The 26,027-nt window shown below is 59.7% G+C and carries 25 protein-coding genes and 1 pseudogene; 12 read left to right on the top strand and 14 right to left on the bottom strand.

Annotation, left to right across the window (positions count from 1 at the left end; all coding sequences use genetic code 11):
• Positions 1-6 precede the first annotated feature (6 nt).
• On the top strand, positions 7-714 hold the full coding sequence (locus AB3226_RS21895; RefSeq protein WP_367374583.1) for a CTP synthase: 708 nt from the start codon (positions 7-9) through the stop codon (positions 712-714).
• Positions 711-1,034: an antibiotic biosynthesis monooxygenase gene (locus tag AB3226_RS21890; protein WP_367374582.1), complete on the top strand. Its 324-nt coding sequence runs from the start codon at positions 711-713 to the stop codon at positions 1,032-1,034. The genes AB3226_RS21895 and AB3226_RS21890 overlap by 4 nt, the downstream gene beginning before the upstream one ends.
• A gap of 145 nt (positions 1,035-1,179) precedes the next feature.
• Here AB3226_RS21890 and AB3226_RS21885 read toward each other — a convergent pair whose 3' ends face one another.
• Positions 1,180-1,506, bottom strand: a complete 327-nt coding sequence (locus AB3226_RS21885) for a DUF2025 family protein (RefSeq protein ID WP_367374581.1) — start codon at positions 1,504-1,506, stop codon at positions 1,180-1,182.
• A gap of 229 nt (positions 1,507-1,735) precedes the next feature.
• Between AB3226_RS21885 and AB3226_RS21880 the strand changes: the two genes are divergently transcribed.
• The 3 genes from AB3226_RS21880 (at position 1,736) to AB3226_RS21870 (ending at position 4,697) form a co-directional block, all read left to right on the top strand.
• Positions 1,736-2,863, top strand: coding sequence for a glycerophosphodiester phosphodiesterase (locus tag AB3226_RS21880; RefSeq protein ID WP_367374580.1), 1,128 nt, complete (start codon positions 1,736-1,738; stop codon positions 2,861-2,863).
• 189 nt (positions 2,864-3,052) lie between these two features.
• Positions 3,053-3,358 carry a PepSY domain-containing protein gene (locus AB3226_RS21875; RefSeq protein ID WP_367374579.1) on the top strand — a complete coding sequence of 102 codons (306 nt, stop codon included), beginning with the start codon at positions 3,053-3,055 and terminating at the stop codon, positions 3,356-3,358.
• A 160-nt stretch (positions 3,359-3,518) separates the two neighbouring features.
• Entirely contained in the window at positions 3,519-4,697 is a 1,179-nt protein-coding gene (locus AB3226_RS21870; protein ID WP_367375827.1) for an ATP-binding protein, read from the top strand.
• Here the strand turns inward: AB3226_RS21870 and AB3226_RS21865 are convergent.
• The gene (locus AB3226_RS21865; RefSeq protein ID WP_367374578.1) at positions 4,694-5,128 is read right to left on the bottom strand and encodes a hypothetical protein; all 435 of its coding nucleotides are present in this window, start codon (positions 5,126-5,128) and stop codon (positions 4,694-4,696) included. The two genes, AB3226_RS21870 and AB3226_RS21865, sit on opposite strands and share 4 nt — an antisense overlap.
• A 111-nt stretch (positions 5,129-5,239) precedes the next feature.
• Complete coding sequence (locus AB3226_RS21860; RefSeq protein WP_367374577.1) at positions 5,240-6,865, bottom strand: methyl-accepting chemotaxis protein; 1,626 nt, start codon at positions 6,863-6,865, stop codon at positions 5,240-5,242.
• A gap of 275 nt (positions 6,866-7,140) precedes the next feature.
• Here AB3226_RS21860 and AB3226_RS21855 point away from each other — a divergent pair, with 275 nt between their 5' ends.
• The 3 genes and pseudogenes from AB3226_RS21855 to AB3226_RS21845 all read left to right on the top strand — a co-directional run.
• Positions 7,141-8,163: a transporter gene (locus AB3226_RS21855; RefSeq protein WP_367374576.1), complete on the top strand. Its 1,023-nt coding sequence runs from the start codon at positions 7,141-7,143 to the stop codon at positions 8,161-8,163.
• A gap of 279 nt (positions 8,164-8,442) precedes the next feature.
• A complete protein-coding gene (locus tag AB3226_RS21850) occupies positions 8,443-10,059 on the top strand; it encodes an inorganic phosphate transporter (RefSeq protein ID WP_367374575.1) in 1,617 nt (538 codons plus the stop codon).
• Between the two features lie 125 nt (positions 10,060-10,184).
• Positions 10,185-10,271: pseudogene (locus AB3226_RS21845) on the top strand (short-chain dehydrogenase); the annotation flags it as partial.
• Positions 10,272-10,338: 67 nt separating this feature from the next.
• Here AB3226_RS21845 and AB3226_RS21840 read toward each other — a convergent pair.
• Positions 10,339-10,776: a multidrug/biocide efflux PACE transporter gene (locus tag AB3226_RS21840; protein WP_367374574.1), complete on the bottom strand. Its 438-nt coding sequence runs from the start codon at positions 10,774-10,776 to the stop codon at positions 10,339-10,341.
• Between the two features lie 89 nt (positions 10,777-10,865).
• Here AB3226_RS21840 and AB3226_RS21835 point away from each other — a divergent pair, with 89 nt between their 5' ends.
• Entirely contained in the window at positions 10,866-11,720 is an 855-nt protein-coding gene (locus tag AB3226_RS21835; protein ID WP_367374573.1) for a LysR family transcriptional regulator, read from the top strand.
• Positions 11,721-11,859: 139 nt separating this feature from the next.
• Here the strand turns inward: AB3226_RS21835 and AB3226_RS21830 are convergent, their stop codons facing one another.
• From AB3226_RS21830 to AB3226_RS21815, 4 genes are all read right to left on the bottom strand, one after another.
• The gene (locus tag AB3226_RS21830) at positions 11,860-13,095 is read right to left on the bottom strand and encodes an RNA polymerase sigma factor (RefSeq protein ID WP_367374572.1); all 1,236 of its coding nucleotides are present in this window, start codon (positions 13,093-13,095) and stop codon (positions 11,860-11,862) included.
• Positions 13,095-13,586: an SRPBCC family protein gene (locus tag AB3226_RS21825; RefSeq protein WP_367374571.1), complete on the bottom strand. Its 492-nt coding sequence runs from the start codon at positions 13,584-13,586 to the stop codon at positions 13,095-13,097. Before AB3226_RS21825 ends, AB3226_RS21830 begins: the two co-directional genes overlap by 1 nt.
• Positions 13,587-13,612: 26 nt before the next feature.
• The gene (locus AB3226_RS21820) at positions 13,613-13,957 is read right to left on the bottom strand and encodes a YciI family protein (protein WP_123360371.1); all 345 of its coding nucleotides are present in this window, start codon (positions 13,955-13,957) and stop codon (positions 13,613-13,615) included.
• A gap of 116 nt (positions 13,958-14,073) precedes the next feature.
• Positions 14,074-14,499, bottom strand: coding sequence for a nuclear transport factor 2 family protein (locus AB3226_RS21815; protein WP_007898742.1), 426 nt, complete (start codon positions 14,497-14,499; stop codon positions 14,074-14,076).
• Positions 14,500-14,640: 141 nt separating this feature from the next.
• Here AB3226_RS21815 and AB3226_RS21810 point away from each other — a divergent pair, with 141 nt between their 5' ends.
• The 3 genes from AB3226_RS21810 to aqpZ all read left to right on the top strand — a co-directional run bounded on the left by AB3226_RS21810 (position 14,641) and on the right by aqpZ (position 16,704).
• The gene (locus tag AB3226_RS21810) at positions 14,641-15,126 is read left to right on the top strand and encodes a GNAT family N-acetyltransferase (RefSeq protein WP_367374570.1); all 486 of its coding nucleotides are present in this window, start codon (positions 14,641-14,643) and stop codon (positions 15,124-15,126) included.
• Between the two features lie 18 nt (positions 15,127-15,144).
• Positions 15,145-15,750, top strand: a complete 606-nt coding sequence (locus AB3226_RS21805; protein ID WP_367374569.1) for a pyridoxamine 5'-phosphate oxidase family protein — start codon at positions 15,145-15,147, stop codon at positions 15,748-15,750.
• A gap of 255 nt (positions 15,751-16,005) precedes the next feature.
• Positions 16,006-16,704, top strand: coding sequence for an aquaporin Z (gene aqpZ, locus AB3226_RS21800; protein ID WP_367374568.1), 699 nt, complete (start codon positions 16,006-16,008; stop codon positions 16,702-16,704).
• 20 nt (positions 16,705-16,724) lie between these two features.
• On the opposite strand, the gene AB3226_RS21795 is transcribed toward aqpZ, so the two are convergent.
• The 6 genes from AB3226_RS21795 to hrpA form a co-directional block, all read right to left on the bottom strand.
• Complete coding sequence (locus tag AB3226_RS21795) at positions 16,725-17,849, bottom strand: GNAT family N-acetyltransferase (protein ID WP_217856798.1); 1,125 nt, start codon at positions 17,847-17,849, stop codon at positions 16,725-16,727.
• Positions 17,850-18,000: 151 nt separating this feature from the next.
• Complete coding sequence (locus tag AB3226_RS21790; RefSeq protein WP_367374567.1) at positions 18,001-19,344, bottom strand: OprO/OprP family phosphate-selective porin; 1,344 nt, start codon at positions 19,342-19,344, stop codon at positions 18,001-18,003.
• A 231-nt stretch (positions 19,345-19,575) separates the two neighbouring features.
• A complete protein-coding gene (locus AB3226_RS21785; RefSeq protein ID WP_008071928.1) occupies positions 19,576-19,812 on the bottom strand; it encodes an anti-sigma factor in 237 nt (78 codons plus the stop codon).
• Positions 19,806-20,420, bottom strand: coding sequence for an RNA polymerase sigma factor (locus AB3226_RS21780; protein ID WP_367374566.1), 615 nt, complete (start codon positions 20,418-20,420; stop codon positions 19,806-19,808). Before AB3226_RS21780 ends, AB3226_RS21785 begins: the two co-directional genes overlap by 7 nt.
• Before the next feature lie 187 nt (positions 20,421-20,607).
• Positions 20,608-21,729, bottom strand: coding sequence for a beta-ketoacyl-ACP synthase III (locus AB3226_RS21775; protein WP_367374565.1), 1,122 nt, complete (start codon positions 21,727-21,729; stop codon positions 20,608-20,610).
• 306 nt (positions 21,730-22,035) lie between these two features.
• A complete protein-coding gene (hrpA, locus tag AB3226_RS21770; protein ID WP_367374564.1) occupies positions 22,036-25,947 on the bottom strand; it encodes an ATP-dependent RNA helicase HrpA in 3,912 nt (1,303 codons plus the stop codon).
• Positions 25,948-26,027: the final 80 nt, after the last annotated feature.

Here is a 26,027-nt window from a genome sequence, read left to right as displayed (position 1 = left end):
TCACTCATGGAAACCAGCGCCATCCGCATCGCCCTGATCGGCGATCACGACCCACAGGTCACCGCCCACCAAGCCATTCCCGTCGCCCTCGGCATGGCCACCGAACACTCAGGTAATGACATACAGTTTCAATGGCTGGCCACCGACACCATCAATGCCGATACGCCACTGGATGACTTCGATGGTTTCTGGTGCGTGCCTGCCAGCCCTTATCGCGACATGGACGGTGCGTTACGGGCGATCCGTTTTGCCCGCGAGCAGCTGCGACCTTTCCTCGGCACTTGCGGCGGTTTTCAGCACGCGGTACTCGAATTCGCCCGCAACGTTCTGGGCTGGAAAGATGCCGAACACGGCGAGACCTCACCCGACGCAACGCGGGCGTTACTCACGCCGCTAGCCTGTTCGCTGGTGGAAGCCGTCGACAGTATTCGTTTGGTTGAAGGCTCGTTGATCGCCAAGGCGTACGAAAACGCTGAAATCCGCGAGGGATATCACTGCCGTTATGGTGTGAATCCTGAGTTTGAACGGGCGCTACTGAAACAACAGTTGCACGCGGTTGGCCACGATTCGATGGGGGATCTGCGGGCGGTGGAGTTAAAAGATCATCCGTTCTTCGTCGCGACGTTGTTCCAACCGGAACGCGCCGCGCTCAAGGGCATACTGCCGCCGTTGGTCCGTGCGTTGATCGAGGCTTGTGCGAGGCTAAAATCATGATCGCCCAGACACCGGCAACGCCTTACTACGCAGTGATTTTCACCTCGCTGCGCACCGACGGCGATCACGGTTACGAACAGGCCGCCGAACGCATGGTGGAACTGGCCCGTGAGCAATCCGGCTTCCTTGGCGTGGAATCGGCCCGGGGTGCGGACGGGCTCGGGATTACGGTGTCCTACTGGGCCAGCGAAGCGGCGATCCTGGCCTGGAAACACCATCCCGAGCACAGCGCGATTCGTGAGCGCGGGCGATCGACCTGGTATTCGGCGTGTCATACGCGGGTGTGCAGGGTTGAGCGGGCGTATGCGTTCAAACAGTAAATGATGCGGTGTTCTGGAGGCCGTCTTCGCGGGCAAGCCCGCTCCCACAGGGGATCTCCTGCACACCCAAGATTTGTGCCCAACAGGGATCAAATGTGGGAGCGGGCTTGCCCGCGAAGAGGCCCGATCTGACACCACAAAACCCTCAACCCCGCACCAAACTCCGCACCGCCGTAATCTGCGGCACTTCCCGACGATTCATATACACCCGCAACGGTTCGGTAATGTTGATCCGGTCGTCAATGTTCTGGTCCAGCAACAACTGGATCAGTTCACGCTTGAGCGTCATGGTCTGCTCGGGGCCGGATACCCAGACGAATTCACTGCTGGGGATGATGCCGTCGTCGGCCACGTCCATGCCGAACGAGTCTTCGCTGAAACGAACGATGTACTGGCCGGTCTTGCGATTGAGGCCGACGAAGCCTTTGAGTTGGTCGGCGGCCTGGCAAATGAGCTGGGAAGTGATGCGCATGATAAACCTCAAAAGGTCAAAGGACCGGTGATCGATGGTTTACACGCAGGGCAAGCGAACGGGTTTCCCTCTGCCGGGGAAATGCCTCGGCCAAGCGTACTGCAAAGAACCGCACAAAAGCGCTGAAAAATCTGCTTTAAACACGTTTATGTCGGTCTTGCGATAGCGCAAGCGGCGTTCAGTTGTTAAAAGAGACGTCTTTGAAATCTATCGCAAAAGGACTTCGACCATGCCTGCCACCTTCACCAAAAGCGCCCTGCTGCTAAGCCTGATGCTCGGACTCGGCCAGGCACAGGCCGCCAGCGAGCCAAGCCCCACCGCACTGGCGACCCGTCTGGGCATTCCGCACCCGGCGGTAATTGCCCACCGCGGCGCGTCTTTCGACGCTCCGGAATCCACCGCCGCAGCCTACAAACTGGCTCGCGATCTGGGTGCCGACTACCTGGAAATGGACCTGCAGCGCAGCAAGGACGGCGTGTTGTTCGCCCTGCATGACAACAACCTGCAACGTACCACCGACGTCGCCACCAAATTCCCTGAGCGCAAGGACAGCCTGGCCAACGAGTTCACCATCGCCGAGCTCAAAACCCTGGATGCCGGCAGCTGGTTCAACAGCGCTTACCCGGATCGCGCGCGTCCGGGCTACGCGGGCCTGAAGATCCTGACCCTGGACGAAATCATCGACATTGCCCAAGGCAATCCGCTGCACAAGCCTGGCCTGTATATCGAGACCAAAGAGCCGAAGCAGTTTCCCGGCATCGAGCGTGACCTCAAGGATAAATTGCAGGACCGCGGCTGGCTGAGCCCTACCGGTTCAAAACTGGCGAAGAGCAATCTGGCAGTCGGCCAGGGCAAAGGCAAAGTGGTGCTGCAAACCTTCGAGAAGAGCAGCCTCGAATTGCTTGAGAAGGAAATGCCGCGAGTGCCGAAAATCCTGCTGCTGTGGGTGGGCGAAGGCAGCATCGAGCCGAAATCCAAAGTGACGTTCGCCGAGTCCGGCGACAAGGATAAAGCGACTTACTACGCCAAACAGGAACCAAAAGACAAAGCCGAATTCCAGCAATGGGTCGAGTACGCCAAGGCCCAGGGCGCTATCGGCACCGGCCCTTCGGCTGCGTTGACCAAGGGGGGCGATCAGAGCTATTCGGACCTGGTGAAACCCTGGATGAACCAGTTCACCCACGATCAGGGCCTGCTGGTACACGTCTACACCATCGACGATGCGGTGGATTATCAGAAAGTGGCGGATGCCGGGGTCGATGGCATCTTCACCAACCGCGCCAGCGAACTGCTGAAGTTCTATAAGCGTCCGGCGGCGGCGAGTGTTGCGCAGTTGTTGCAGAACAACGGGTATTGATCGGTACCAGACACGACACCGCGTTGTCCCCATCGCGGGCAAGCCACGCTCCCACAGGTTTTGCGCAGACCTTGTGGGAGCGTGGCTTGCCCGCGATTGCTTTCAGGCCGCATCAGGCAATTAAGGGTGAATTAAGTTGCGCGAGCTAACCTGATCCCACTTAAACAGCTCATCCAAGGAAAGAACTTCATGAAAACCTTAACTGCCCTGTTCACCGCTGCTGCCCTGACCCTCACCGCTGGCCTGGCCCAGGCTGACGTTCGCGTCGACCAGATCCCTGAGTTGGTCAAGAGTGGCAAGATCAAACCCCTGGAAGAAATGAATCAGGCCGCCTTGAAGTTGCACCCGGGTGCCACGATTACTGACACCGACCTGGATAACCACTTCAACGGTTACGAATATGAAGTTGAACTGCGCAGGGCTGACGGCACCGAGTGGGACGTGGACTTCGATGCCACTACCGGCAAGGTTCTGAGCAACAAACAAGACACGTGATTCAACTGCAAAAAAAGCCGCACGACTTTCGGGTCGTGCGGCTTTTTTGCGTTCGGCGTCAGGCCGCTCGCTGAAGCGACGAACGAAGTCGCGCCATTTCGCGCAAGCCCGCTAGAATCCCTCAAAACCATTTGGCATGTTGAAGCAGAGAACCAAGGATATGGGGCAAACAGCGGCAGCAGACATCGCCACAATCAGCCGGATCAGTGCGGTGCCGGCGATTCTTCAGGTGATCAGTGAGTTGACCGGTTTGCGGTTCGCGGCGGTAGCCCGTGTTACTGAAGGTTCCTGGACTGCCTGCGCGGTGCTCGATCGACTGAATTTCGGTTTGAAGGTCGGCGATGAACTGGATCTGGTCTCCCCCCAGTGCAACGAAATCCGCCAGGGCCACCACTCGGTAGTGATCGACAAGGCCAGTGAAGATCCGCTCTACCGCGATCACCACACGCCCCGCACCTATCAATTCGAAAGCTACATTGCCGTCCCGATATTGCGCACTGACGGGCGCTTTTTCGGCACCATTTGCGCCCTTGATCCCAATCCGGCGCCGCTCAAGTCCAGCACGATCCAGAGCACCATGGAGTCGTTCGCCCGGATGCTCGCGCTGCAGATCGAAGCCGAAGAAAACCTGCAACGGACCGAAGTGGCGCTGATCAAGGAACGCAAAACCACCGAACTGCCTGAACAATTCATCGCCGTGCTCGGCCATGACCTGCGCAACCCCTTGTTCGCCATCAGCGCCGGCGCCGAAATGCTCCTGCGTAAAGTCTCCGACCCGGCGAATGAACAACGGGCCCGGCACATCCTCACCAGCGCTCACCGGGCAACCAAACTGGTGGACGATGTGCTGGACTTCGCGCGGGGCTCACTGGGCCGAGGCATCCCGGTGAACATCGAGCCGTGCCCGGACCTGGGGGATGCATTGCGCCATGTGATTTCAGAGATCCAGTGCATTCACCCTAAACGCATCATTCAGTCGTCGATTGGCGACCTGAGCAACGTTCATTGCGATCGAGAACGGGTCGCGCAATTGCTATCCAATCTGCTGGCGAACGCCGTTGTCCACGGAGATCCCAACGGCCCGATCGAGGTCAGTGCGCAGGTCAAGGAAGGACATTTTGTGTTGGGCGTGAAGAATCAGGGGCTGATTGCCGAAGATGCGCTGCCGCATCTGTTCCAGCCCTACTCGAAACCAGCCAGCGCAACACCGCAGGCCGGCCTCGGGTTGGGTTTGTACATTGCCAGTCAGATTGCGCAGTCCCATGGCGGGAAGCTGGAGGTGGTATCGACCGAGCAACAGGGCACGACGTTTACCTTCAGTTTGCCCTCTCGAACTTAAGCGGTGGTGCTGACCACCGAACCCGACGTACTCCCCCCCTCATCCTGCAATGCCTGCAACAACGCCGCCATCACCGTCTGCAACGAAGCCGAAGTGGCCGCAACCTGCGATTGAGCCGCCGCAACGTTCGCCGCTTTGGCTTCGGCGCTGTCTTGCCTGGCCTGGGCTGCTTGCAGTTGCTGCTGTTGTTCCTGCAATTGCTTTTGCAGCTCGGCGAGCTGCTTGCGCAGTTGTTTCACCGTATCGGATTCGCTGCTGCTGGAACTGCTTTCGTTCGAGGCGGGGGCACCGCCAGCGGCAACCTTGGTGGTATCGCTGGACGCCTCAGTCGTCGCTGCGACAGAGGTGTCTTCGGTGCTGTCGTTGATCGCGACTTTACTTGAAGAGGTCGACAGGGTCTGATTGATCGAAACGGAATTGATGCTGACCATGGGATTTATCCAATGTGGAGTTTGGGTCAATTCGTCATCGACGGGCGCGGCATAAACTTGAGAGCGACTGTGTACCGATTCGGTGACCGAACCGATACACAGCCCATTTCACTAGGCGCTCAACCGCGCCGTCACTTCATTCAACTGCCCCGACAAGCCATGCAGATTGTGGCTGGCCGCTTCGGTGCGCTGCACGTTGTCCAGGTTGGTAGTGGCGATGCTGGTGATTTCGGTGAGGTTGCGCGAGATGTCTTCGGCCACCGAGGTCTGTTCTTCGGCGGCGGTGGCGATCTGGCGGTTCATGTCGCGAATGGCTTCCACGGCATGGGTGATGCGCTCGAGCATGGCGCCAGCCTGAGTCACTTGTTCGACGCTTTCTTCGCTACGCGACTGGCCGCTTTCGATAGCCTGAGCCGCGTCCACTGCGCCGGTTTGCACGGTTTGAATGATCTGGTTGATCTCGATGATCGAGGCCGCTGTGCGCTGGGCCAGGCTGCGTACTTCATCGGCGACCACCGCAAAACCACGCCCGGCTTCACCGGCGCGGGCCGCTTCGATGGCGGCGTTGAGCGCCAGCAGATTGGTCTGTTCAGCGATGCCGCGAATCACTTCCAGCACTTTACCAATGCGTCCGCTGTCGGCTTCCAGACGACGGATGACCGTGGCGGTGTTGGCAATTTCGCCGCGCATTTGAGTGATGGTGTGAATAGTGCCCTGCATGACTTTTTCGCCCTGCTGGGCGGACTGGTCGGCATCATCGGCCGCACGTGCCGCGTCGGCTGCGTGGCGCGCGACTTCTTGCGCAGTGGCGGACATTTCGTTCATCGCCGTGGCCACCTGATCGGTACGGCTGAACTGCTCGTTGGTGCCGCTGGTCATGAGGCCGGCAATCGAATTCAGCTCGCCGCTTGCGGTGTTCAGATCCGTCGCACTGCGCTGCAAACGATTGAAGGTTTCGGCGAGGAAATCGCGCAAGGTGTTGGCGGCCTTGGCCAGGTTGCCCAACTCGTCCTGGCGGGTGCTGGCTACGCGTTCGGCGAAGCGCCCTTGGCTGAGTTGTGCCACGTAGTCGATCAGTTTGCGGATCGGCTCCACCAGGTTGCGGTTGACCAGCCACAGGCTCAACAGGCCAATCAGCAGACCCGACACCAACATCACGATGATCCCCAGCAGCACCGTTTCATCTGCACTGGCGCTGATCAGCTTCGATTGCTCCATGCCCTGCTTGCGCAGATCGCTGACCAATTCATTCATCTGTTCGCTGGCCGCACGGTCCACACCTTTGACCGCGTTGTCGCCGGCCGTGGGGTCGGCCCCGGCAGCCACGTAGGCATCACGGCCCTTCTGATAGGCCGCACCTAATACACGATGCTCTTCACGCAGGCGTTCGATGCGAGTCTTGAGTTGCGGCTCGATGCCCTTCTGCCCGGCCAGCTCGCCGAGGACGCCCTGCACGTTGCGCTGACCGTCCTCGAACTGCTTCCAGTATTTATCCAGGTCCGCTGGCTGCTTGCCGCGCAGCAGAACGTTTTTCCACTCCTGAACCTGCACCTTGAATTGCAGGTTGGCTTCATCGATCAGTTGCGAGGTGTGCAATGGACCTTCAATCAGGTTCGCGTAGTTCTGAACGCCATTGGACAGAAAGTGAAAGGAGGCCAAAGCGATCAGCAACATCGCCAACAGGCTGCCGCTCAACAAGGCAAGAATTTGTGCTCGCAGGGACTTTTGCAAAAACATCGAGTGATATCTCATGACGAGGTTGAAGCACGACTTATAGACGTGCAAGGTGTCCGGACATCCCTGTCAGCGACGCTGGTTTATGACCGGAATCGGAAGATCGATACCAGCCTCATCGGCGGACCAGAGCCTTTCTTGAGTTTCTTCCGACCACTGGCAGCGGGCGGTTTTTCGGCGCCACTCAACTGTCACAAAACCTTCAGAATAGCTTGCGATGATGAGGCTCAAGTGAACCTGGGAAACCTGCAACAGGCGTCCCCTCACAGCGAGACCTCATGAACCACAGCATCGACCAGCGCCATCGCGATTCCGACCTGTTCGGCCTGCTTTACGGCTTCAGTTTTCGCCCCGGCGAGCGCGGTCGGGAAATCGATTCGGCCAAGGCGCTGCACTGCCTGCAACAACCGGACGACAGTGATGAATTCGTCTGGCTGCACCTGAACCTGGCCCACGCCGCGTGCGAGCGCTGGATGAAAAGCCATCTGGCATTGCCCGACGAGTTTTTCGAAGCGCTGCACGAAGGCTCCCGTTCGACGCGTATCGAGCATGTCGATTCGGCGTTGCTGGCAGTGGTCAACGACGTGGTGTTCAACCTCAGCAGCATGGTCTCCTCGGATGTCTCGACGCTGTGGGTCTGTGCCCGCAGCCGGCTGATCATCAGCGCGCGCCTGCAGCCGCTGCACTCAGTGGACAAACTGCGCTCTTCGGTGAAGGCCGGCGAATGCTTTCGCTCGCCGCTGGAACTGCTGGTGCATTTGCTGCGCGATCAGGGTGAAGTGCTGACGCAGATCGTGCGCAAGACCAGCCTCAGTGTCGACCAGATCGAAGATGAGTTGCTGTCGTCGCGCCTGTCGACCAACCGGGCTGAGCTGGGTGCCAACCGCCGGGTGCTGGTGCGCCTGCAACGGTTGCTGGCGCTGGAGCCGGGTTCGTTGCTGCGCCTGCTCAATCGTCCGCCGCAATGGTTGCAGAAAGAGGACGTCAAGGAGCTGCGCAAGTCCACTGAGGAGTTTGCGCTGATCATCAACGACCTCACGGCCCTCGGTGAACGAATCAAGCTGTTGCAGGAAGAAATCGCCGCCAACCTCAACGAACAGAGCAACCGCACGCTGTTCACTCTGACCGTGGTCACGGTGCTGGCGCTGCCGATCAACATCATCGCCGGTTTCTTCGGCATGAACGTCGGCGGCGTGCCACTTGCCGGTGATCCGGAAGGGTTCTGGATTCTCGTGGCGCTGGTCGCGACGTTTACCCTGATTGCCGGACGCTGGGCGTTTCGCAAGCGCCAGGATTATTGAGTCTTTCGGCCCCTCCGATACATTGTGGCGAGGGAGCTTGCTCCCGCTGGGTTGCAAAGCGACCCTAAATCCTGCAAGCCGGTTTCTTCAGACAGAAACGCGGTTGCCTATTTGACGACTGCTTCGCAGCCGAACGGGAGCAAGCTCCCTCGCCACAGATGTTTGCCTGCATTAGCACCCAGCCCCACAAAAAACCCAAACACTGACCCAGCGCAGTCTCTTTGTAATATTTAGCAACGATCATGGGAGACACTCCTTCTCTGCTCAGGATTGTCTGGCATGGCTACGCCTTCCTTTACCGCCGCTGCCCAGGTTCCCGCCAGCAGTGCCAAGCCGCAACTCGATAAAAAACCTGGCCTGCTCACCATTGTGCTGTTCTTTGCGGTGCTGAGCAGCGGGCTGTTGTTCACCGCCTACAGCCTGATGCACGACATGAGCGAACTCGGCACGGTGGTCACCACCTGGACGCCGTTTCTGCTGTTGGGCGTCGCGCTGTTGATTGCCTTGGGCTTTGAGTTCGTCAATGGTTTTCACGACACCGCCAATGCCGTGGCGACGGTGATTTACACCAACTCCCTGCCGCCGAATTTCGCCGTGGCCTGGTCCGGGTTCTTCAACTTTCTGGGGGTGTTGCTGTCGAGCGGCGCGGTGGCGTTCGGTATCATCGCCCTGTTACCGGTGGAGCTGATTCTGCAAGTCGGTTCCTCCGCCGGTTTCGCGATGATCTTCGCCCTGTTGATCGCTGCGATCCTGTGGAACCTCGGCACCTGGTGGTTGGGTTTGCCGGCGTCTTCGTCGCATACCCTGATCGGCTCGATCATCGGGGTCGGCGTGGCCAATGCGCTGATGCACGGCCGTGACGGCACCAGTGGCGTGGATTGGGCCCAGGCAACCAAAATCGGTTACGCGTTGCTACTGTCGCCGCTGATCGGTTTCGCGTTTGCCGCGTTGCTGTTGCTGGCATTGCGCGCCTTCGTCAAAAATCGCGCGTTGTACAAAGCGCCGAAGGGCGACACCCCGCCACCGTGGTGGATTCGTGGCATGTTGATTCTGACTTGCACCGGTGTGTCCTTCGCTCACGGCTCCAACGACGGCCAGAAAGGCATGGGCCTGATCATGCTGATTCTGGTCGGTACCCTGCCGATGGCGTATGCGCTGAACCGCACCATGCCGGCGGATCAGGCCTTGCAGTTCGCCGCCGTGGCGGAAGTTACCCAGCAAGCCCTGATGAAAAACTCGCCGGTGCCGGCGCCCGCCGATCCACGCCCGGTGCTGACCGATTACATGCGCAGCAAGGAAGCCACGCCGCAACTGATCCCCGCCCTCGCCGCGCTGGCGGGCCACATCGGTAACGAAGTGAAGGGTTACGGCTCACTGTCGAAAGTCCCGGCCGAAGCGATGGGCAACGTGCGTAATGACATGTACCTGACCAGCGAAACCATTCGCCTGATGGACAAGAACAAGGTTGGCAACTTCGATGCCGACACCACCGGCAAGCTGCAATTGTTCAAGCAACAGATCGACAACGCCACACGGTTTATTCCGCTGTGGGTGAAGATCGCGGTGGCCATCGCCCTGGGGTTGGGCACCATGGTTGGCTGGAAACGCATTGTGGTGACGGTCGGCGAAAAAATCGGCAAGACGCACCTGACCTATGCCCAGGGCGCCTCAGCGGAAACCGTGGCGATGCTGACCATCGGCGCCGCCGACATGTTCGGCCTGCCGGTGTCGACCACCCACGTGTTGTCTTCAGGCGTGGCCGGGACCATGGTCGCCAATGGCGGCGGTTTGCAGATGAAGACCATCCGCAACCTGCTGATGGCCTGGGTGCTGACCCTGCCGGCGGCGATTGTGTTGTCGGGCAGTTTGTATTGGTTGTTCACAAAACTGTTCTGAAGCACCGCACTACCCTGTGGGAGCGGGCTTGCCCGCGAAGGCGGACTGGCAGTCGACATCATCGTTGAATATAAAACCGCTATCGCGGGCAAGCCCGCTCCCACAGGTCATGTGTTGGACAGGATGCCATCGAAACCGATTTGGGTGGTGGGACGGTGCGCGACAACAATGACGTGAACAACTTCATCGCTGGCAATACAGCGTTGGGGCGCCGATCGGGTACAACCATTATTACAGGTGTACCCGACACTGAGCTGCCGAAGGCTGCGATCTTTGCTTTTAAACCTCGCAAGCCCTGCGCACCAACATCCGCTCACGCATCACGTCATAACCCCAGTGATAAACGTAGGTGTACGGCAGGAAAAACAGCAGTACGCCGATGTCCAGCAAGAACGCCTGCCACAGGCTGACCTTCAGCCACCAGGCAATCAACGGCACGCCGAACGCGACCAGACCGCCCTCGAACAACAGCGCATGCACCACGCGGACCCAAGCGTTACGCACAATGGCAAAGCGCTTGAGCAACCGGTCGAACAGACCGTTGAAGACCACGTTCCAGGCCAGGGCCAGGGCTGCAATGGCCATGGTCACCGCGCCCATTTCCAGCATGGGTTTGTCCATGACCCAAGCCAGCAGCGGGGTACAGATCAATATCGCCAGCAGCTCGAAACCGATGGCCTGGAAAATTCGTTCAGTGATGGATTTGTTGGCGTTCATGGCCAGACTCCCTGAGTGACTATGGTTGCCATGATCCGTCATCACACCGATACTTCATAACCAATAACCATCGATCAAGGCGATACTTCATGGCCTCTCACGAAGTGCTGTTGGCGTTTGTCCAGGCGGCGACTCAAGGCTCGTTTTCTGCTGCGGCGCGCAAGCTCGGTCGCAGTCAGTCGACCATCAGCGCGGCAGTGGCCAGCCTGGAAATCGACCTGAACCTTGCCCTGTTCGACCGCACCAGTCGCAAGCCGAGCCTGACCCCGGCCGGGCACGTCATGTTGCAGCGGGCCGAGGAGATTCTGGCCGCCACCAGCCGTCTGGAAATGACCGCCAGCCAACTGTCCCAAGGCGTCGAGCCGAAGCTGACCGTGGCGATATCCGACACCTATCAGTCCGACCGTTTTGAAGCGGCGCTCAGTGCTTTCGAGCAGCGTTATCCCGACCTGGAATTGGAATGCCTGATCGCCGAATGCGATGACTTGGTGGCGCTGGTGCAACGCGGTCGAGCGCATGTCGCCTTCGCCGAGATGCAAGACAGTTACCCTCCGGACCTGGTCAGTTCAACGGTGGACGAGCGCACGGAAATCGCCCTGTTCGTGTCCCACGCTCACCCGTTGGCGAAGCTGAAGGGAATCGATCAGGACGTGCTGCAACAGCACCGCGAGTTGCGTCTGGCGACGATCGTCAATCCGTATGAAAGCCGGGCGAAGGGGCGTGTCTGGTCGGCACCGAGTTACCTGATGCTGCTGGAAATGGCCCAGGGCGGATTCGGCTGGGCGCCGTTGCCCCGTTGGTTGGTGGGGCGGTTCGGGGCTGGCTTGTTGGTGGAATTGAATGTGCGCGGCTGGCCGAAAGCGGTGTACGTCGATGCGCTCTGGTCGCGGCTGCATCCGCCGGGGCCGGCGGGGAGTTGGTTGCTTGGCAAGATGCTGGAGTGAAGGTCCTGCGGCCCTTATCGCGGGCAAGCCTCGCTCCCACAGGGTTCTGTGTCTGACACAGATTTTGCGCACATCATCAATCCACTGTGGGAGCGGGCTTGCCCGCGATGGGGCCAACTGCCGCACTGCACATCCATGATCACTCCAACGCCCTGAGCCGCCCCTCGATAAACCGCCGCTCCGGCACTTGCTGCGTCAATTCCAGCGCCCGCTCATACGCCGCCCGCGCCTCATCCACCCTTCCCAACTGCCGGTAAAACTCTGCCCGCGCCGAGTGCGCGAGGTGATAATCCAGCAATTCGCCCCGCGCCAGAATCCCTTCGATCAACGTCAACCCGGCCAACGGGCCATCGCGCTTGGCCAGCGCCGCCGCACGGTTCAGTTCAATCACCGGTGACGGCACAGCCCGCAGCAGCACGTCATACAGGCCGACAATCTGCAGCCAGTCCGTTTCCGCCGCCGTGGACGCTTCGGCATGCACCGCCGCAATCGCCGCTTGCAGGCAATAAGGTCCGAAACGCCCCATCGTCAGCGCCCGCTCCACCAGTGCACAGCCTTCGGCAATCAGTTCGGCGTCCCACAACGAGCGATCCTGCTCGTCCAGCACGATCAGCTCGCCGTCGGGCGAGGTTCTGGCCGGGCGCCGCGATTCATGCAACAGCATCAGCGCCAGCAACCCCATCACCTCCGGTTCGGGTAGCAACTCCATCAACAACCGACCGAGACGAATCGCTTCTCGCGTCAGGTCTTCGCGGGTCAATTCATTGCCAATAGACGCCGAGTAGCCTTCGTTGAACACCAGGTAAATCACCCGCAACACGCTGTCGAGACGCTCAGGCAGTTCCGTCAGGGTGGGCACCTGATAAGGGATTTTCGCATCTCGAATCTTGGCCTTGGCCCGCACGATACGCTGGGCAATAGTGGCCGGTGCCGCGAGAAAGGCCCGGGCGATTTCTTCAGTGGTCAGGTCGCAGACTTCACGCAGGGTCAGCGGCACTTGAGCATCCGCCGCCAGTGCCGGGTGACAACAGGTGAAAATCAGCCGCAGGCGATCGTCTTCCACATCTTCATCACTCCAGTCAGCCTGCTCCAGCTCTTCCAGTTGAGCGATCAACATCGGCCGGGACGCGTTAAAACGCGCACGCCGACGCAACACATCAATAGCCTTGAAGCGCCCGGTGGACACCAGCCATGTACGCGGATTGTCCGGCACACCGTCGCGCTGCCAGCGCTCGACCGCGACGAAGAACGCCTCGTGCAGCGCTTCTTCGGCGAGGTCGAAATCGCCGAGCAGACGGATCAGGGTCGCCAGAATCCGCCGCGAGTCTTCGCGGTAGACCTGCTCGACTCGCGCCCGTACCGACTCGCCAGGCATCAGTCCGGCATGCCTTCAGTCACCAGCGTCTCCAGCCGATCGAGGCTTTGCCCCCAACCGTCGTGAAACCCCATGGCCTCGTGCGCCTGACGATCTTCTTCGCTCCAGTGCATGGCGCGAGCGGTATAGAAGGTTTTGCCGTCCCGGTCTTCGAGCGTCACTTCGGCGGCCATGAACGGTTTGCCGGAGGGAATCCAGCCGGGAAGAAAAGCGTCGGTGAACACCAGGCGCTCCGGGGCGACGATCTCCAGAAACACGCCCATGGTTGGGTACTCGGAGCCATCTGGTGCCCGCATCAGGGTGCGAAACTGACCGCCCACCCACAGGTCCATTTCGCACTCGGGCGTGGTCATGCCGTGAGGCCCCCACCATTGGGCGAGCAGCGCGGGCTCGGTCCAGGCGCGGAAGATTTTGCTGCGCGGCGCATCGATCAGGCGACTGATGGACAGCTCGAATTTGGCCGGTTTTCGCTGGACGGATTGCGAACTCATGAAAGAACTCCTGTTGTGATTGTTATTCAGGGATTCAACTGGCGAACGGGCCGCACCTCGACACAGCCGACCCGGGCCGCCGGGATGTTGCCGGCGACCTGGATGGCTTCATTGAGGTCCTTGGCGTCGATCAGGTAGAAGCCGGCCAACTGCTCCTTGGTTTCAGCGAACGGGCCATCGGTAACCGACATTTTGCCGTTGCGCATGCGCACGGTGGTCGCGGTCTGCACCGACTCCAGCGCTTCGGCGGCGATCATCCGGCCGCTGCCCTGGATCGACTCGCTGTAGGCCATGCACTCGGCGTCATTGGGGCTTTCGGGCAGCGAGTGCAACTCGTGTTCGTTACTGTAGACCAGGCATAAATACTTCATGAGGACTCTCCATTCTTTGGGGCTCTCCATCTCTTGGAGCTCTGCCCTGATCGAACTGATCAACTATGGCTGCAGATGGGTGCTTTGGCGCTGCTTTCCGATAAACAGCCCGACCATCAGGGTTCCAGATTGAACAGCGCCGCGCCGCTCGTCATGTCGAACGGTGCCGACCAGTGTTCGTGGACGATCTGCCAGAGCCCCGCTTCCTGGCGGTAGCAGGCGGTGACGCGCATCCAGCAGGCCTGGGTTTCACCCTTTTCATTGGTGCCGCCGCAATGCGCCAGCCAGTGAGCGAAAGCGATCTCCTGCGACGGCACGATGTCGATCTCGTGGAACTCGAAAATGTGCGGACCGGGGCACATCTCCATGCATTCCTGCCAATGCGCACGGTAGGCTGCCTTGCCCTTGAATTGCAGGGCCTTGACCGCGTCGAAGGAGACGATGTCGTCGGCGTACAGGGCCATGACCTTTTCCACGTCCTTGGCGATGACCGCCTGGCGATAGTTCTCGATCAGGTTATGGATTTGTGTCTGAGCATTCATGATAGTTTCTCCGTGTTTTTTTGTTGAAGACACCCTTAGTCGTCTGGCGAAAAGCCAAATCGACAACCGAAATAAAAATAATCCATGGGTGCAAATTCGCTAGAATCCGAGGCTCATTTCCGTTGGAAAAAGGACACTCCAGTGACTGCCCGACTCGTGCCTTACGAAAGCCTGAACGCCCTGCAGCGCCAACAGGTCGAGGCCATCGAAATCCATTCCGAACAAATCAAATTCTCCGGCGACATACATGGTGCGTTGCACACCTTGCTGTCCAAGCCTGGCCCCGGCGTCAAAGGCTTTGCCCTGCTGGTGGAGGATGTTCCGGTGGCCTTCCTGCTGCTCAAGCGCCCGCCGGTGCTGCCGGCCTGGGCCGATGAACACAGCGCCACCCTGCACGCCCTGCAAGTCGATCGCCGCGCCCAGGGCAAAGGCTATGGCAAAGCCTGCCTGCAAGCCCTGCCCGAGGTTGCGCGCCAAGCCTGGCCGGAAATCAAAGGGCTGGAGTTGTCGGTGGATGCAGACAACGAATCGGCCATCGCGCTGTATGCCAAATATGGCTTTGTCGACAGCGGCGAAGCGTACAAAGGCCGGATCGGTTACGAACGGCGGATGGCGCTGGTTCTCTGATTCGTAGAGGGATGAACGATGTTGAATTCAATCGAAGCGCTGGAAGCGATCTACGGCCTGCCCCATGAGCGCGCGGTGCGCAAGCAGATCCCGTTTCTGAACGAGGACTATCAGGCGATGGTCCGCGCCGCGCCGCTGGTGATTATCAGCTCGGTCGGCCCCGATGGCATGGACGGCTCGCCGCGTGGCGATACGCCGGGTTTCGTGCGGATCGTCGATGAGCGCACGCTGGCGATTCCGGATCGACCGGGCAACAACCGCATCGACACGCTGCGCAATGTCGTGCTCGATTCGCGGGTATCGCTGCTGTTCATCATTCCGGGGATCGGCGAGACATTGCGGGTCAACGGCACGGCGCAGATCAGCGCCGAGCCCGAGTTGCTGGAGAGTTTTGCAGTCAACGGCAAACCGGCACGCACGGTGATGCTGGTGACGGTGGAAGCGGCGTATTTCCATTGTTCGAAAGCGATAGTGCGTTCGGATTTGTGGAACCCGCAGAAACACCTCGAACGCTCTGCGCTGCCGACCGCCGGGGCGTTTCACAAGCGCCTGAACGATGGGCAGTTCGATGCCGAAGCGTATGACCGGGCAGCACCGGCGAGAGTGCGCGATAGCCTCTACTGAGCACCTGACACCACCATTCAATGTGGGAGCAACTGTCTTGATGGTCTTTATTTTGAAGGCATATTGATAGACAGCCGAACTCCCACATTAGATCGGCGAACCGCCACAACCCTTTGAACACGGGCTCTGGTGGTTTTTTATGGTCACTGGAATTTCATTAAAACCCTGCTGTACTCAGCCAAGGTTCTGGAGATGGTTCTGTAGTCCATCTGCTGGATGCACAACTACAGTGTTATCTCTGCAGGGAAATTCGCTATGTCTTTGTTCAAACGCTCGGCGACAGAATTGGTGGGGACGTTCTGGTTGGTGTTAGGAGGGTGCGGCAGTGCGGTCCTGGCGGCGGCATTTCCAGAGGTGGGGATCGGTTTGCTGGGGGTGTCCTTTGCATTCGGTTTGACGGTGCTGACGATGGCCTTCGCCATCGGCCACATTTCGGGCTGTCATCTCAACCCTGCGGTTTCGGTCGGGCTGGTGGTCGGCGGACGATTCCCCGCCAAAGAACTGCCCGCCTACATCATCGCCCAAGTGATTGGCGCGATCATCGCAGCGGCTCTGCTGTACTTCATTGCCAGCGGCAAACCCGGCTTCGAACTGGCCAGCGGCCTTGCATCCAATGGCTACGGCGAACACTCGCCAGGCGGCTACTCGATGGCGGCGGGGTTTGTCAGTGAACTGGTGATGACCGCCATGTTCATCCTGATCATTCTCGGCGCCACCGACAAACGCGCCCCGGCCGGACTGGCGCCCATCGCCATCGGCCTGGCGCTGACCCTGATCCACCTGATTTCGATTCCGGTCACCAACACTTCGGTGAACCCGGCCCGCAGTACGGGCCCGGCGCTGATTGTCGGCGGTTGGGCGATTCAGCAACTGTGGCTGTTCTGGCTGGCGCCGATTCTGGGTGCGGTCATCGGCGGCGTGATGTATCGCTGGCTGGGCAAAGAGGACAGCTGACAAGGGACATAACGCGAAGATCAGCCTTGGCGGTAGGGCAAGGCTGTCTTCGCTTCTTCTGCATAGCCCATGACCCCGACCCGCTCACGCTCAAGGAAGTCTTTCACCGCCGACTTCAAGCCCGGGTGGCGCAGGTAATGCCAGGAATGGGTGATCACCGGCTCAAAGCCGCGAATCAACTTGTGCTCGCCCTGAGCACCGGCGTCGAAACGTTGAAAGCCGTTGGCAATCGCGTAATCCATGCCCTGATAGAAACAGGTCTCGAAGTGCAGGCGATCGAACTCCGCCAGGCAACCCCAGTAACGACCATAAAAGCTGTCGCCACCGACCAGACTGAAGGCCATGGCCACCGGCCGTGAGCCTTGTTTAGCCAACACCACACGAATCGATTCCGGCATGCGCTCGGCCAGCAGACTGAAAAATTCCCGCGTCAGGTACGGCGCTTGCCGACGCACCGCGTAGGTATTGGCGTAGCAGGCATACACAAAGTCCCACTGCGCCTGATCCAGTTGTCGCCCTTCCAGCCATTCGAAATCGATGCCCTGCCCCGCCACTTGCTCACGTTCCTTGCGCATTTGCTTGCGCTTGCGCGAACTGAGGGCGTCGAGGAAGTCCTGAAAATCCCGATAACCGCGGTTCTGCCAGTGGTACTGACAGCCAATGCGCTGCAACCAGCCTGGCTGTTCGGCCAATGCCGCGTCGGTGAATGGATCGGTGAAGTTGATATGGGCGCTGGAAAGTCCTTCGATCTCCAGATAACCCGGCAGGCTCTGCAGGAGCTCGAAACCGTCCTCGATCGTCGCCGCCAGCAATCGCGGCCCGCTGACCGGGCTGAACGGCACCGCCGTCAACAGCTTGGGGTAGTAGTCGATGCCGGCACGCTCACAGGCTTCGGCCCAGGCATGGTCGAACACATATTCGCCGTAGGAATGCCATTTGCGGTAACTGGGTAACGCGGCGATCAGGCGATCGCCTTCAACATGCAGCAGATGCTCGGGCTGCCAGCCAGAATGCGGGCCGAGGCTGCCGCTGTCTTCCAGCGCGCTCAGAAAGGCATGGCGCAGAAACGGCTGAGTTTCCGGCACCAGCGCGTCCCAGGTGTGCGGCGCGATTTCGGACAGACTTTCCAGACGTTGCAGCGGCATTAGTATCCCCGACCATCATTTTTCTACAGATGGAACGAGTATCGCTTATCTGATTGCCTAACCCGAAACAAAAAAAAACCCGCCGAAGCGGGGTTAAAACGAGAGGAGCTTTAACGGATGAAGAAAGAGCTCTTACAGCGTTTACTGCAATTTAGAACACGTATTGAGCGCGGACCACAAAGCCGTCACCGTTGTCATCACCGGTACGACGTGCCGGGGTAGTACCGCTGGCAGCAGTGGCATTGGTCACGTTGTCCGTCTTGGCCTTGAGGTAGGCGCCAGTGATTTTCACCGCTTCGTTGGCGTACCAGTTGACGCCCAGGGTGTGCACCTTGGCTTCGGCATCGCCGACATCGCGGGTCAGGCTGGCGGTGGTGATGTTGTCGTCTTCGACAGTCAGGCTGTCGTAACGATAGAACAGCTCCCAGGCGCCGATGGACTTGTTGGCGGGCTTGATCGCATCGAACTTGCCGACTTTATAGCCACGGGCTTCGCCCGTGAGGGTGTAGGCACCCTGAACGTAGAAACCGTCGCCTTTGATGTCTTCACGGCTGCTGTCATCGGCCTTGGTCTTGCGGGCGACGTATTCGCCCTGGATCGAGGCCGGGCCCATGGCGAATGCGACTTCCAGACCGTAAGCGTCGTCACGGTCATAGGAGCCGGCAGGCGAAGTGGAACTGCCACCCAGCACCGGACGGTTGCCGTTGGTGCCAGCATCGTTGCCGCCGAGGGTTTCAACGCCGCGCATGCCCATGCGGGTGCGATAACGCGAATCGAAGGCCGTGTCGGAGACATCACGGGAAGCCACGTTCACACCGAAGTGCAGCACGTTGCCGGCATCATGCATCGGGGCGAATACAAAGCGGCCGTTGACCTGCTTGACGCTGTTGCCATCGGTATCGTCGGTGTCTTTGCTGAACACGCCGGCGGACGCATAGAACGAATCAGCGAAGGTGCTGGAGGCTTGCAGGCCCAGACCATTCTGGTGGCTGTTCGCCCAATCGACCATGTCGTACGCCATGTTGCGTTCTGGCGCGGTGACCCACTTGGAGCTGGTGGCTTTTTCCAGGCCGAAGTCCGGGTCGAAACGACCGACTTTGATCGAGACCGGTTTGAAGCCGTTGTAGGCCAACGACGCTTCGTCGAAGTAACCGTTGTCGGAATCACCGCTATTGTGGGAGAAGTCGTAGTTGATGGTGTAAGCCCAATCCGTGTACAGCACACCAGACAGCTCCAGGAAGCCACGACGGATGTAGGCCGCGTCGGCGGTATCACCGTTTTTGGTGTAGACGCCATCGAACTGGCTGTAGTCAGCCTGCAAGCGACCGCCGAGTTTGAAGCTGAATTCTTTATCGGTGGTGGCGACTTCAAGGCCGCCCTTGGTTTTTACTACGATATCGGCGCCGTCAGTGGTGACGGTGCCAGCGAAAGCCTGGGCGGTTACTGCCATGGCCAATGCGCTGGCGGCAAAACCGGCGAAGTGCTTACGGATCATCGAAGAGTTCCCCTAATTGGTGGTCTGTAGCTTGGAAACACGCGGGTCTGGCCCGCTTGTGTTGGGAGGGAATCTTGGAGACGAGGTATTTCAGCCGGGTTGCTGATAGATAAAGATTTTATGACAGGGGAACTTTTTACTTCGAATTGAAATAACAGAAAAGCAGCCACGGGAGATGAGCTGCAAGCCGCACGCTAGAGCGGCTGGAGGGATATGTTAAGCGTGGAAAAACTACGGTTTGTTTTTCAGATGCTCGTTAGCAAGCCGTTCAGCCAGCGCATCCAGGTCAGCCACAGGCGGCTCGGGCATCACTTTCAGCGTGGCCTGCATCAAGCGCATCTGCCGAATGAACCGTCGGCAATTGGGGCAGAACATCAAATGATGCCGCACCATCAGTCGCTCGCGAAAACTCAACTGGCCATCGAGATAATCACTGGAGCGCGCCACTTGTTCCTTGCAGGTCAACATTCGCCGGTTTCCTCAAAATGCTCCACGGTCGCAAAGACCTTCAACCGTGCCCGATGCAGCAGCACACGAACATTGGAGAGCGAAATCTCCAGAAGATTACAGATCTCCTCCAGCTCCAGCCCTTGTCGCTCGCGTAACAGCAAAACACTGCTTTGCAGTTCCGACAGGCTGAGCAACGTGTGCTCCAGACATTCGCGCAGCTCGTTTTCGGTCAACAGGGCCTCTGGGGTGTCCTGATGCCAGGCGTACGGCGCCACCAGCCAGTGCCCATCAGTCGATGAAAAACGATCGTCATCGATCGTGCCGTGAGGCGACGGCAGGTCATCGAGCAGCACTTCCCGACGGTTTTGCTTGTAGCGGCTTTTGGCCGAGTTGGCGGTGATGGTCAGCAGCCAGGTCTTGAGGCTCGAACGCCCCTCGAACCCGCCGAGATTGCGCACCACCGACAGCCAGGCATCCTGTACCACCTCGTCGACGTGTCGGTTGCCGACGATGGCATAGGCCACCGCGCGCATGGCGCTCTGGTAAGTGCTGACCAGTTCCTTGAAAGCCCTCTGCTCGCCCGCCAGCAGGCGTTCGATCAATAGGGTGTCGTCAGCTGCGGCCATGCAAACCTCGTTTTAGAACCATCTATGTTCCAGCATCAGACAACATTGTGGCGAGGGGGCTCGCCCCCGTTGGGTGGCGAAGCCGCCCCAAACCTGCGGCCCCGGTGTATCCGTAATACCGAGTGCGCTGGTTTTACGACTGCTTCGCAGCCGAACGGGGCAAGCCCCTCGCCACAATCAGGCGAACTCAGCGTTTACGCAGAATCACGCTGCCAATCGAGTAGCCAGCGCCGAACGAGCTGAGCACAGCCAACGAACCGCTGACCAGATCGTCCTGATTTTTGTGAAACGAAATCACCGAACCGGCCGAACTGGTGTTGGCGTAGGTGTCGAGAATCACCGGGGCTTCTTCTTCGGTGGCTTCGCGGCCCAGCAGCTTCTTGACGATCAAGTGGTTCATGCTGAGGTTGGCCTGGTGCAGCCAGAAACGCTTCACGTCGCTGACGTTGAGCTGGTTTTCTTCCAGGTGCGTGGCGATCAGCTCGGCAACCATCGGGCAGACATCGCGGAACACCTTGCGGCCTTCCTGGACGAACAGCTTGTCGGGAGCACCGATGCCCTCTTCCGCGGCGCGGTTGAGGAAACCGAAGTTGTTGCGGATGTTGTTGGAGAATTTGGTCAGCAGTTTGGTGCTGAGCACGTCGAACTGATACTTGGACGTCGCGAGATCCGCACGTTCGATGATCACCGCCGTGGCGGCGTCGCCGAAGATGAAGTGGCTGTCGCGGTCACGAAAATTCAGGTGACCGGTGCAGACTTCCGGGTTGACCATCAGGATCGCCCGGGCCTGGCCCAGTTGCACGCTGTTGGCCGCAGCCTGGATGCCGAAGGTCGCCGAGGAACAGGCGACGTTCATGTCGAAACCGAAACCCTGAATGCCCAGTGCTTCCTGAACTTCGATGGCGATGGCCGGGTAGGCGCGTTGCAGGTTGGAGCAGGCGACGATCACGCCGTCGATGTCAGCGGCGGTTTTGCCGGCACGCTGCAAGGCTTGTTCGGCCGCACCGATGGCCATCTGGCAAAGCACCGACCACTCGTCGTTGGAACGTTCTGGCAGGCGTGGTGCCATGCGCTGCGGATCGAGAATGCCGTCCTTGTCCATGACAAAGCGGCTTTTGATGCCAGACGCTTTTTCGATAAACGCTGCGCTGGATTCGGTCAATGCCTGGATTTCGCCGCGCGCGATGGCTTCGGCGTTGTCGGCGTTGAACAGCGCGACGTAAGCGTTGAAAGACTGCACCAGCTCTTCATTGGAAATGCTGTTGGCCGGGGTGTACAGGCCGGTGCCGCTGATGACGACGTTATGCATGGTCGTTTCTCTAATCCGTTCAGGCAGAAAGCGCTGGCACCGACGTACCAACACACAAAGGGTCTATTCCAGGTCCAGACGCAAACCTGGCATCGCTTTATTCCGATCCGCCCGGCCCGTGAAGGCTCAAAACCGCGGGGCTGGCGTTTATAGGCGCGAAGTTTGCCATAAACGCTGGCATTTGGCGCCTTTTGCAAGAGCAACAGCGTACCTGTGGGAGCGGGCTTGCCCGCGATGAGGCCATCACATCCAACATTTATATCGAATCGCAGGCCGCCATCGCGGGCAAGCCCGCTCCCACAGGGTTTATGGTTCGACCTGGCTCCATTGCTTATTCAGGCGCTTGTCGGAGATCGGTACCTTGGTTCCCAATTGCTGCGCGAACAGCGAGACCCGGTATTCCTCCAGCCACCAGCGATAGAGTTCCAGCTGCGGATCGCGCTTGCCTTCCTGGGCGTGTTTGTTGGCGCGGGTCTGGTATTGGCTCCAGAGGCCGGACAATTCGCCGCTCCAGACCCGGTCTTTCTGCACCTGAGCGCCGAGTTTTTCGAACCGTTGCTCGACAGCCTTGAGGTAACGCGGCAGTTCCTTGAGCCACGGCATCGGCGTTTCGCGCACGAACCCCGGATACACCAGATGGCTGAGCTGCTGCTTGATATCGTTCAAGGCCACGGCTTGCGCCAGGTCGATCTTGCCCTTGAAGCGTTTTTGCAGGCCATGCCACAGCTTGAGAATCTCCAGCGTCAGCTTGGCCAACCGTTCGGCGTGCTCGGTCCAGCCGCCGCGTTTGCGCTCGGCCAGTGACGCCAGCCCGGCGCCATCGCGCGGCAATGGGTCTTCGCCGTCGAGGATGCAGCTGTCGAGACTGGCCAGCAGAATGTCTTCCACCAGGCTATCAACACGCCCCATGTCGCGGTACATCAGGCCCAACTCGGTCAGCCCCGGCAACTTGCCGCGCAGGAACTTCGCCGGCTCCGCCAATTGCTGCATCAGCAAACGCTGCAAGGCCCGGCGATGCTGGAACTCGGCTTCGGCCGGGGTCGAGAATCGACCTTCCTTGACCGTACCGCCCTCTTCAACCAGCGCCGGATACACCGTCATCGATAGCCCGGCGATTTTCTGCTGGGTTTTCTCAGCCACGGCGGCAAAGACTTTCGGCTCCACCGGTTGTTGGCTCTTCGCCGTTTGCGGCACCGCCAACGCAGCCTGGCTGGCCTCGGCAAAGCGTGCGGTCAGCTCGGCCAAGTCACGGCCTTCGCCGAGGAACTTGCCCTGACCGTCGACGATTTCCAGGTTCATCCGCAAATGACTTTCGACCTGCTGCGAGGCTTCGGACCAGGCTTCATCGCTGACCCGCGCGCCGGTCATGCGCAGCAACTCGCGGCCCAGCGCCAAAGGCAACGAGCCTTCGGCAAACGTGATGCGCTGCAACGCAGCTTTGACGAAATCCGGCACCGGCACGAAATTCTTGCGCAAGGCCTTGGGCAGGTTGCGCACCAGCGCAATGCACTTGGCCTCGATCACGCCCGGCACCAGCCATTCCAGACGTTCCGGCGGCAACATCGGCAACAGCGGCGCCGGCACGCGCAAGGTCACGCCATCACGCGGATGGTTGGGCTCGAAGTGATAACTCAGCGCCAGTTCCAGATCGCCGATGTGCAGGGTGTCCGGGTAATGCGCGGCGGTGACTTCGCTGGCTTCGCGGGCCAGCACGTCTTCTTCGCGCATGATCAGCAGCTGTGGGTCTTTCTGACTGTTGATCCGGTACCAGCTGTCGAAGGTCGCGGTCTGGTGGATCTCTGCCGGCAACCGCGCATCGTAGAAGGCGAACAGGGTTTCTTCGTCAGCCAGAATGTCCCGACGACGGGCCTTGGCTTCCAGTTCGTCGAGCTGTTCCAACAACTGTGCATTGGCAGACAAACACTTGGCTTTGGATTGAATCTCGCCGCGCACCAGGCCTTCGCGAATAAAAAACTCACGAGACACCACCGGGTCGATCGGCCCGTAATGCACCGGCCGCCGTCCGACCACGATCAGCCCGAACAGGGTGATTTGCTCGAAGGCCACGACCTGACCGCGCTTCTTCTCCCAATGAGGTTCGAAGTGGTTTTTCTTGATCAGGTGCCCGGCCAGCGGCTCGATCCAGTCAGCGTCGATCTTGGCGACCATCCGCGCGTAAAGCTTGGTGGTTTCCACCAGTTCGGCGGTCATCAGCCATTGCGGGCGTTTCTTGCCGATACCCGACGAGGGGTGTATCCAGAAACGTCGCTGACGGGCGCCGAGATAGTCGCCATCTTCGGTCTTCTGGCCGATCTGACTAAGCAGCCCCACCAGAACCGCTTTGTGCAGTTTCGGATAATCCGCCGGCTCTTTGTTGAGGCTCAACTGCATGTCGCGACAGATCAGGCTCAACTGACGATGGGAGTCGCGCCACTCGCGCAGGCGCAGGTAATTCAGAAAATTCTTGCGGCACCAGTTGCGCAGCGGACTGGCCGTCAGAGCCTGGCGCTGCTCTTCAAAACCACGCCACAGATTAACCAGCCCGGCGAAGTCCGAGTCCACGTCTTTCCACTGGGCGTGGGCCTGATCGGCGGCTTGCTGACGCTCCGGCGGACGTTCGCGCGGGTCCTGAATCGACATGGCGCTGGCGACAATCAGCACTTCCTGTAAGCTGCCAAGTTTCGCCGCTTCCAGCAGCATGCGGCCCATGCGCGGGTCCACCGGCAACCGCGCCAGTTGGCGACCGAGCGGCGTCAGCTGACTGTTGCGATCCACCGCCGAGAGTTCTTGCAGCAGATTGAAGCCGTCGCTGATGGCTTTGCCGTCAGGCGGCTCAATAAACGGGAAATCGGTGATCTCGCCGAGGCGCAGATGAAGCATCTGCAGAATGACTGCTGCGAGGTTGGTCCGCAGGATTTCCGGGTCGGTAAACTCCGGGCGGCCGATGAAATCTTCCTCGCTGTAGAGGCGGATACAAATGCCCGGTTCGACCCGTCCGCAACGGCCTTTGCGCTGGTTGGCACTGGCCTGGGAAACCGCTTCGATGGGCAGGCGCTGAACCTTGGCGCGGTAGCTGTAACGGCTGATGCGCGCGGTGCCGCTGTCGATCACGTAACGAATGCCCGGCACCGTCAGCGAGGTTTCCGCGACGTTGGTCGCCAACACGACGCGCCGGCCTGGGTGCGACTGGAAAATCCGCTGTTGCTCGGCCGGCGATAGTCGCGCGTACAACGGCAGAATCTCGGTGTGTTTGAGTTGGGCCTTGCGCAGCATGTCGGCGGCGTCGCGAATCTCGCGCTCGCCGGGCAGGAACACCAGCACATCGCCGGGACTCTTGCGCTCGCTGCGTTCGAACGCGGCAATTTCGTCAAGGGTGGCGAGGATCGCCTGATCCACGGTCAGGTCATCCTCTACGCGGTTGCCCTCCTCGTCCTGCTCCAGGGTCAGCGGGCGATACCAGGTTTCTACCGGGAAGGTACGGCCGGAGACCTCGACAATCGGCGCATCATCGAAGTGCTTGGAGAAACGCTCCAGGTCGATGGTCGCCGAAGTAATGATGACTTTCAGATCCGGACGACGTGGCAGCAGGGTTTTCAGGTAACCGAGCAGGAAGTCGATGTTCAGGCTGCGCTCGTGGGCTTCGTCGACGATGATCGTGTCGTAGCGTTCGAGGTAGCGGTCGTTCTGGGTTTCCGCCAGCAGGATGCCGTCGGTCATCAGTTTGATCAGGGTGTTGGAATCGCTCTGATCCTCGAACCGCACCTGATAGCCGACCAGCGCGCCCAACGGCGTCGCCAACTCTTCAGCGACCCGGCTCGCTACGCTGCGCGCGGCGATTCGACGGGGCTGTGTGTGGCCGATCAGTCCGTGCTGGCCGCGGCCGATTTCCAGGCAGATTTTCGGCAACTGGGTGGTTTTACCCGAACCGGTTTCGCCGGCAATGATCAGCACCTGATGCTTGAGCAGCGCCGCTTTGATTTCGTCGCGCTTGGCGGCGATCGGCAAACTGTCGTCGTAACGAATCACCGGCAGGCTGGCGCGCCGCGCCAACACCTGATCACAGGACGCCTGCGTGCGCGTCACCCACTGGGCCAGTTTGGCCTCGTCCGGTTTCTTGCGCAGCTCAAGCAACTGCCGCCGCAGCCGGTGGCGGTCGGCGAGCATGGCGTGATCGAGGTTTTTCAGCAGTTTGTCGATTGAAGGCGATTCGTCAGTCATCAGGTACGCAAAAGTCGTCTAGTGGCGCAGGGGGCGGATTGTCGCAGATTTGGGGGACGGAGTGACGCGCTTTTGTGGCG

It is taken from the genome of Pseudomonas lini (genome assembly GCF_964063345.1).
In the GTDB taxonomy this organism is placed as follows: Bacteria; Pseudomonadota; Gammaproteobacteria; order Pseudomonadales; family Pseudomonadaceae; genus Aquipseudomonas; species Aquipseudomonas lini_B.
Note: the sequence above shows the minus strand (reverse complement) of the source record. Positions and strands in the feature narration are given on the sequence as shown.

Excerpts from the sequence above, each read along its gene's own strand:
- AB3226_RS21880 (WP_367374580.1), top strand. The coding sequence starts at position 1,736 with ATGCCTGCCACCTTCACCAAAAGCGCCCTGCTGCTAAGCCTGATGCTC.
- AB3226_RS21830 (WP_367374572.1), bottom strand. The coding sequence starts at position 13,095 with ATGCCTGGCGAGTCGGTACGGGCGCGAGTCGAGCAGGTCTACCGCGAA.
- AB3226_RS21890 (WP_367374582.1), top strand. The coding sequence starts at position 711 with ATGATCGCCCAGACACCGGCAACGCCTTACTACGCAGTGATTTTCACC.
- AB3226_RS21775 (WP_367374565.1), bottom strand. The coding sequence starts at position 21,729 with ATGCATAACGTCGTCATCAGCGGCACCGGCCTGTACACCCCGGCCAAC.
- hrpA (WP_367374564.1), bottom strand. The coding sequence starts at position 25,947 with ATGACTGACGAATCGCCTTCAATCGACAAACTGCTGAAAAACCTCGAT.
- AB3226_RS21835 (WP_367374573.1), top strand. The coding sequence starts at position 10,866 with ATGGCCTCTCACGAAGTGCTGTTGGCGTTTGTCCAGGCGGCGACTCAA.
- AB3226_RS21855 (WP_367374576.1), top strand. The coding sequence starts at position 7,141 with ATGAACCACAGCATCGACCAGCGCCATCGCGATTCCGACCTGTTCGGC.
- AB3226_RS21875 (WP_367374579.1), top strand. The coding sequence starts at position 3,053 with ATGAAAACCTTAACTGCCCTGTTCACCGCTGCTGCCCTGACCCTCACC.
- AB3226_RS21895 (WP_367374583.1), top strand. The coding sequence starts at position 7 with ATGGAAACCAGCGCCATCCGCATCGCCCTGATCGGCGATCACGACCCA.
- AB3226_RS21790 (WP_367374567.1), bottom strand. The coding sequence starts at position 19,344 with ATGATCCGTAAGCACTTCGCCGGTTTTGCCGCCAGCGCATTGGCCATG.
- AB3226_RS21805 (WP_367374569.1), top strand. The coding sequence starts at position 15,145 with ATGTTGAATTCAATCGAAGCGCTGGAAGCGATCTACGGCCTGCCCCAT.
- aqpZ (WP_367374568.1), top strand. The coding sequence starts at position 16,006 with ATGTCTTTGTTCAAACGCTCGGCGACAGAATTGGTGGGGACGTTCTGG.
- AB3226_RS21850 (WP_367374575.1), top strand. The coding sequence starts at position 8,443 with ATGGCTACGCCTTCCTTTACCGCCGCTGCCCAGGTTCCCGCCAGCAGT.
- AB3226_RS21870 (WP_367375827.1), top strand. The coding sequence starts at position 3,519 with ATGGGGCAAACAGCGGCAGCAGACATCGCCACAATCAGCCGGATCAGT.
- AB3226_RS21780 (WP_367374566.1), bottom strand. The coding sequence starts at position 20,420 with ATGGCCGCAGCTGACGACACCCTATTGATCGAACGCCTGCTGGCGGGC.
- AB3226_RS21885 (WP_367374581.1), bottom strand. The coding sequence starts at position 1,506 with ATGCGCATCACTTCCCAGCTCATTTGCCAGGCCGCCGACCAACTCAAA.
- AB3226_RS21865 (WP_367374578.1), bottom strand. The coding sequence starts at position 5,128 with ATGGTCAGCATCAATTCCGTTTCGATCAATCAGACCCTGTCGACCTCT.
- AB3226_RS21785 (WP_008071928.1), bottom strand. The coding sequence starts at position 19,812 with ATGTTGACCTGCAAGGAACAAGTGGCGCGCTCCAGTGATTATCTCGAT.
- AB3226_RS21815 (WP_007898742.1), bottom strand. The coding sequence starts at position 14,499 with ATGAATGCTCAGACACAAATCCATAACCTGATCGAGAACTATCGCCAG.
- AB3226_RS21795 (WP_217856798.1), bottom strand. The coding sequence starts at position 17,849 with ATGCCGCTGCAACGTCTGGAAAGTCTGTCCGAAATCGCGCCGCACACC.
- AB3226_RS21860 (WP_367374577.1), bottom strand. The coding sequence starts at position 6,865 with ATGTTTTTGCAAAAGTCCCTGCGAGCACAAATTCTTGCCTTGTTGAGC.
- AB3226_RS21820 (WP_123360371.1), bottom strand. The coding sequence starts at position 13,957 with ATGAAGTATTTATGCCTGGTCTACAGTAACGAACACGAGTTGCACTCG.
- AB3226_RS21825 (WP_367374571.1), bottom strand. The coding sequence starts at position 13,586 with ATGAGTTCGCAATCCGTCCAGCGAAAACCGGCCAAATTCGAGCTGTCC.
- AB3226_RS21840 (WP_367374574.1), bottom strand. The coding sequence starts at position 10,776 with ATGAACGCCAACAAATCCATCACTGAACGAATTTTCCAGGCCATCGGT.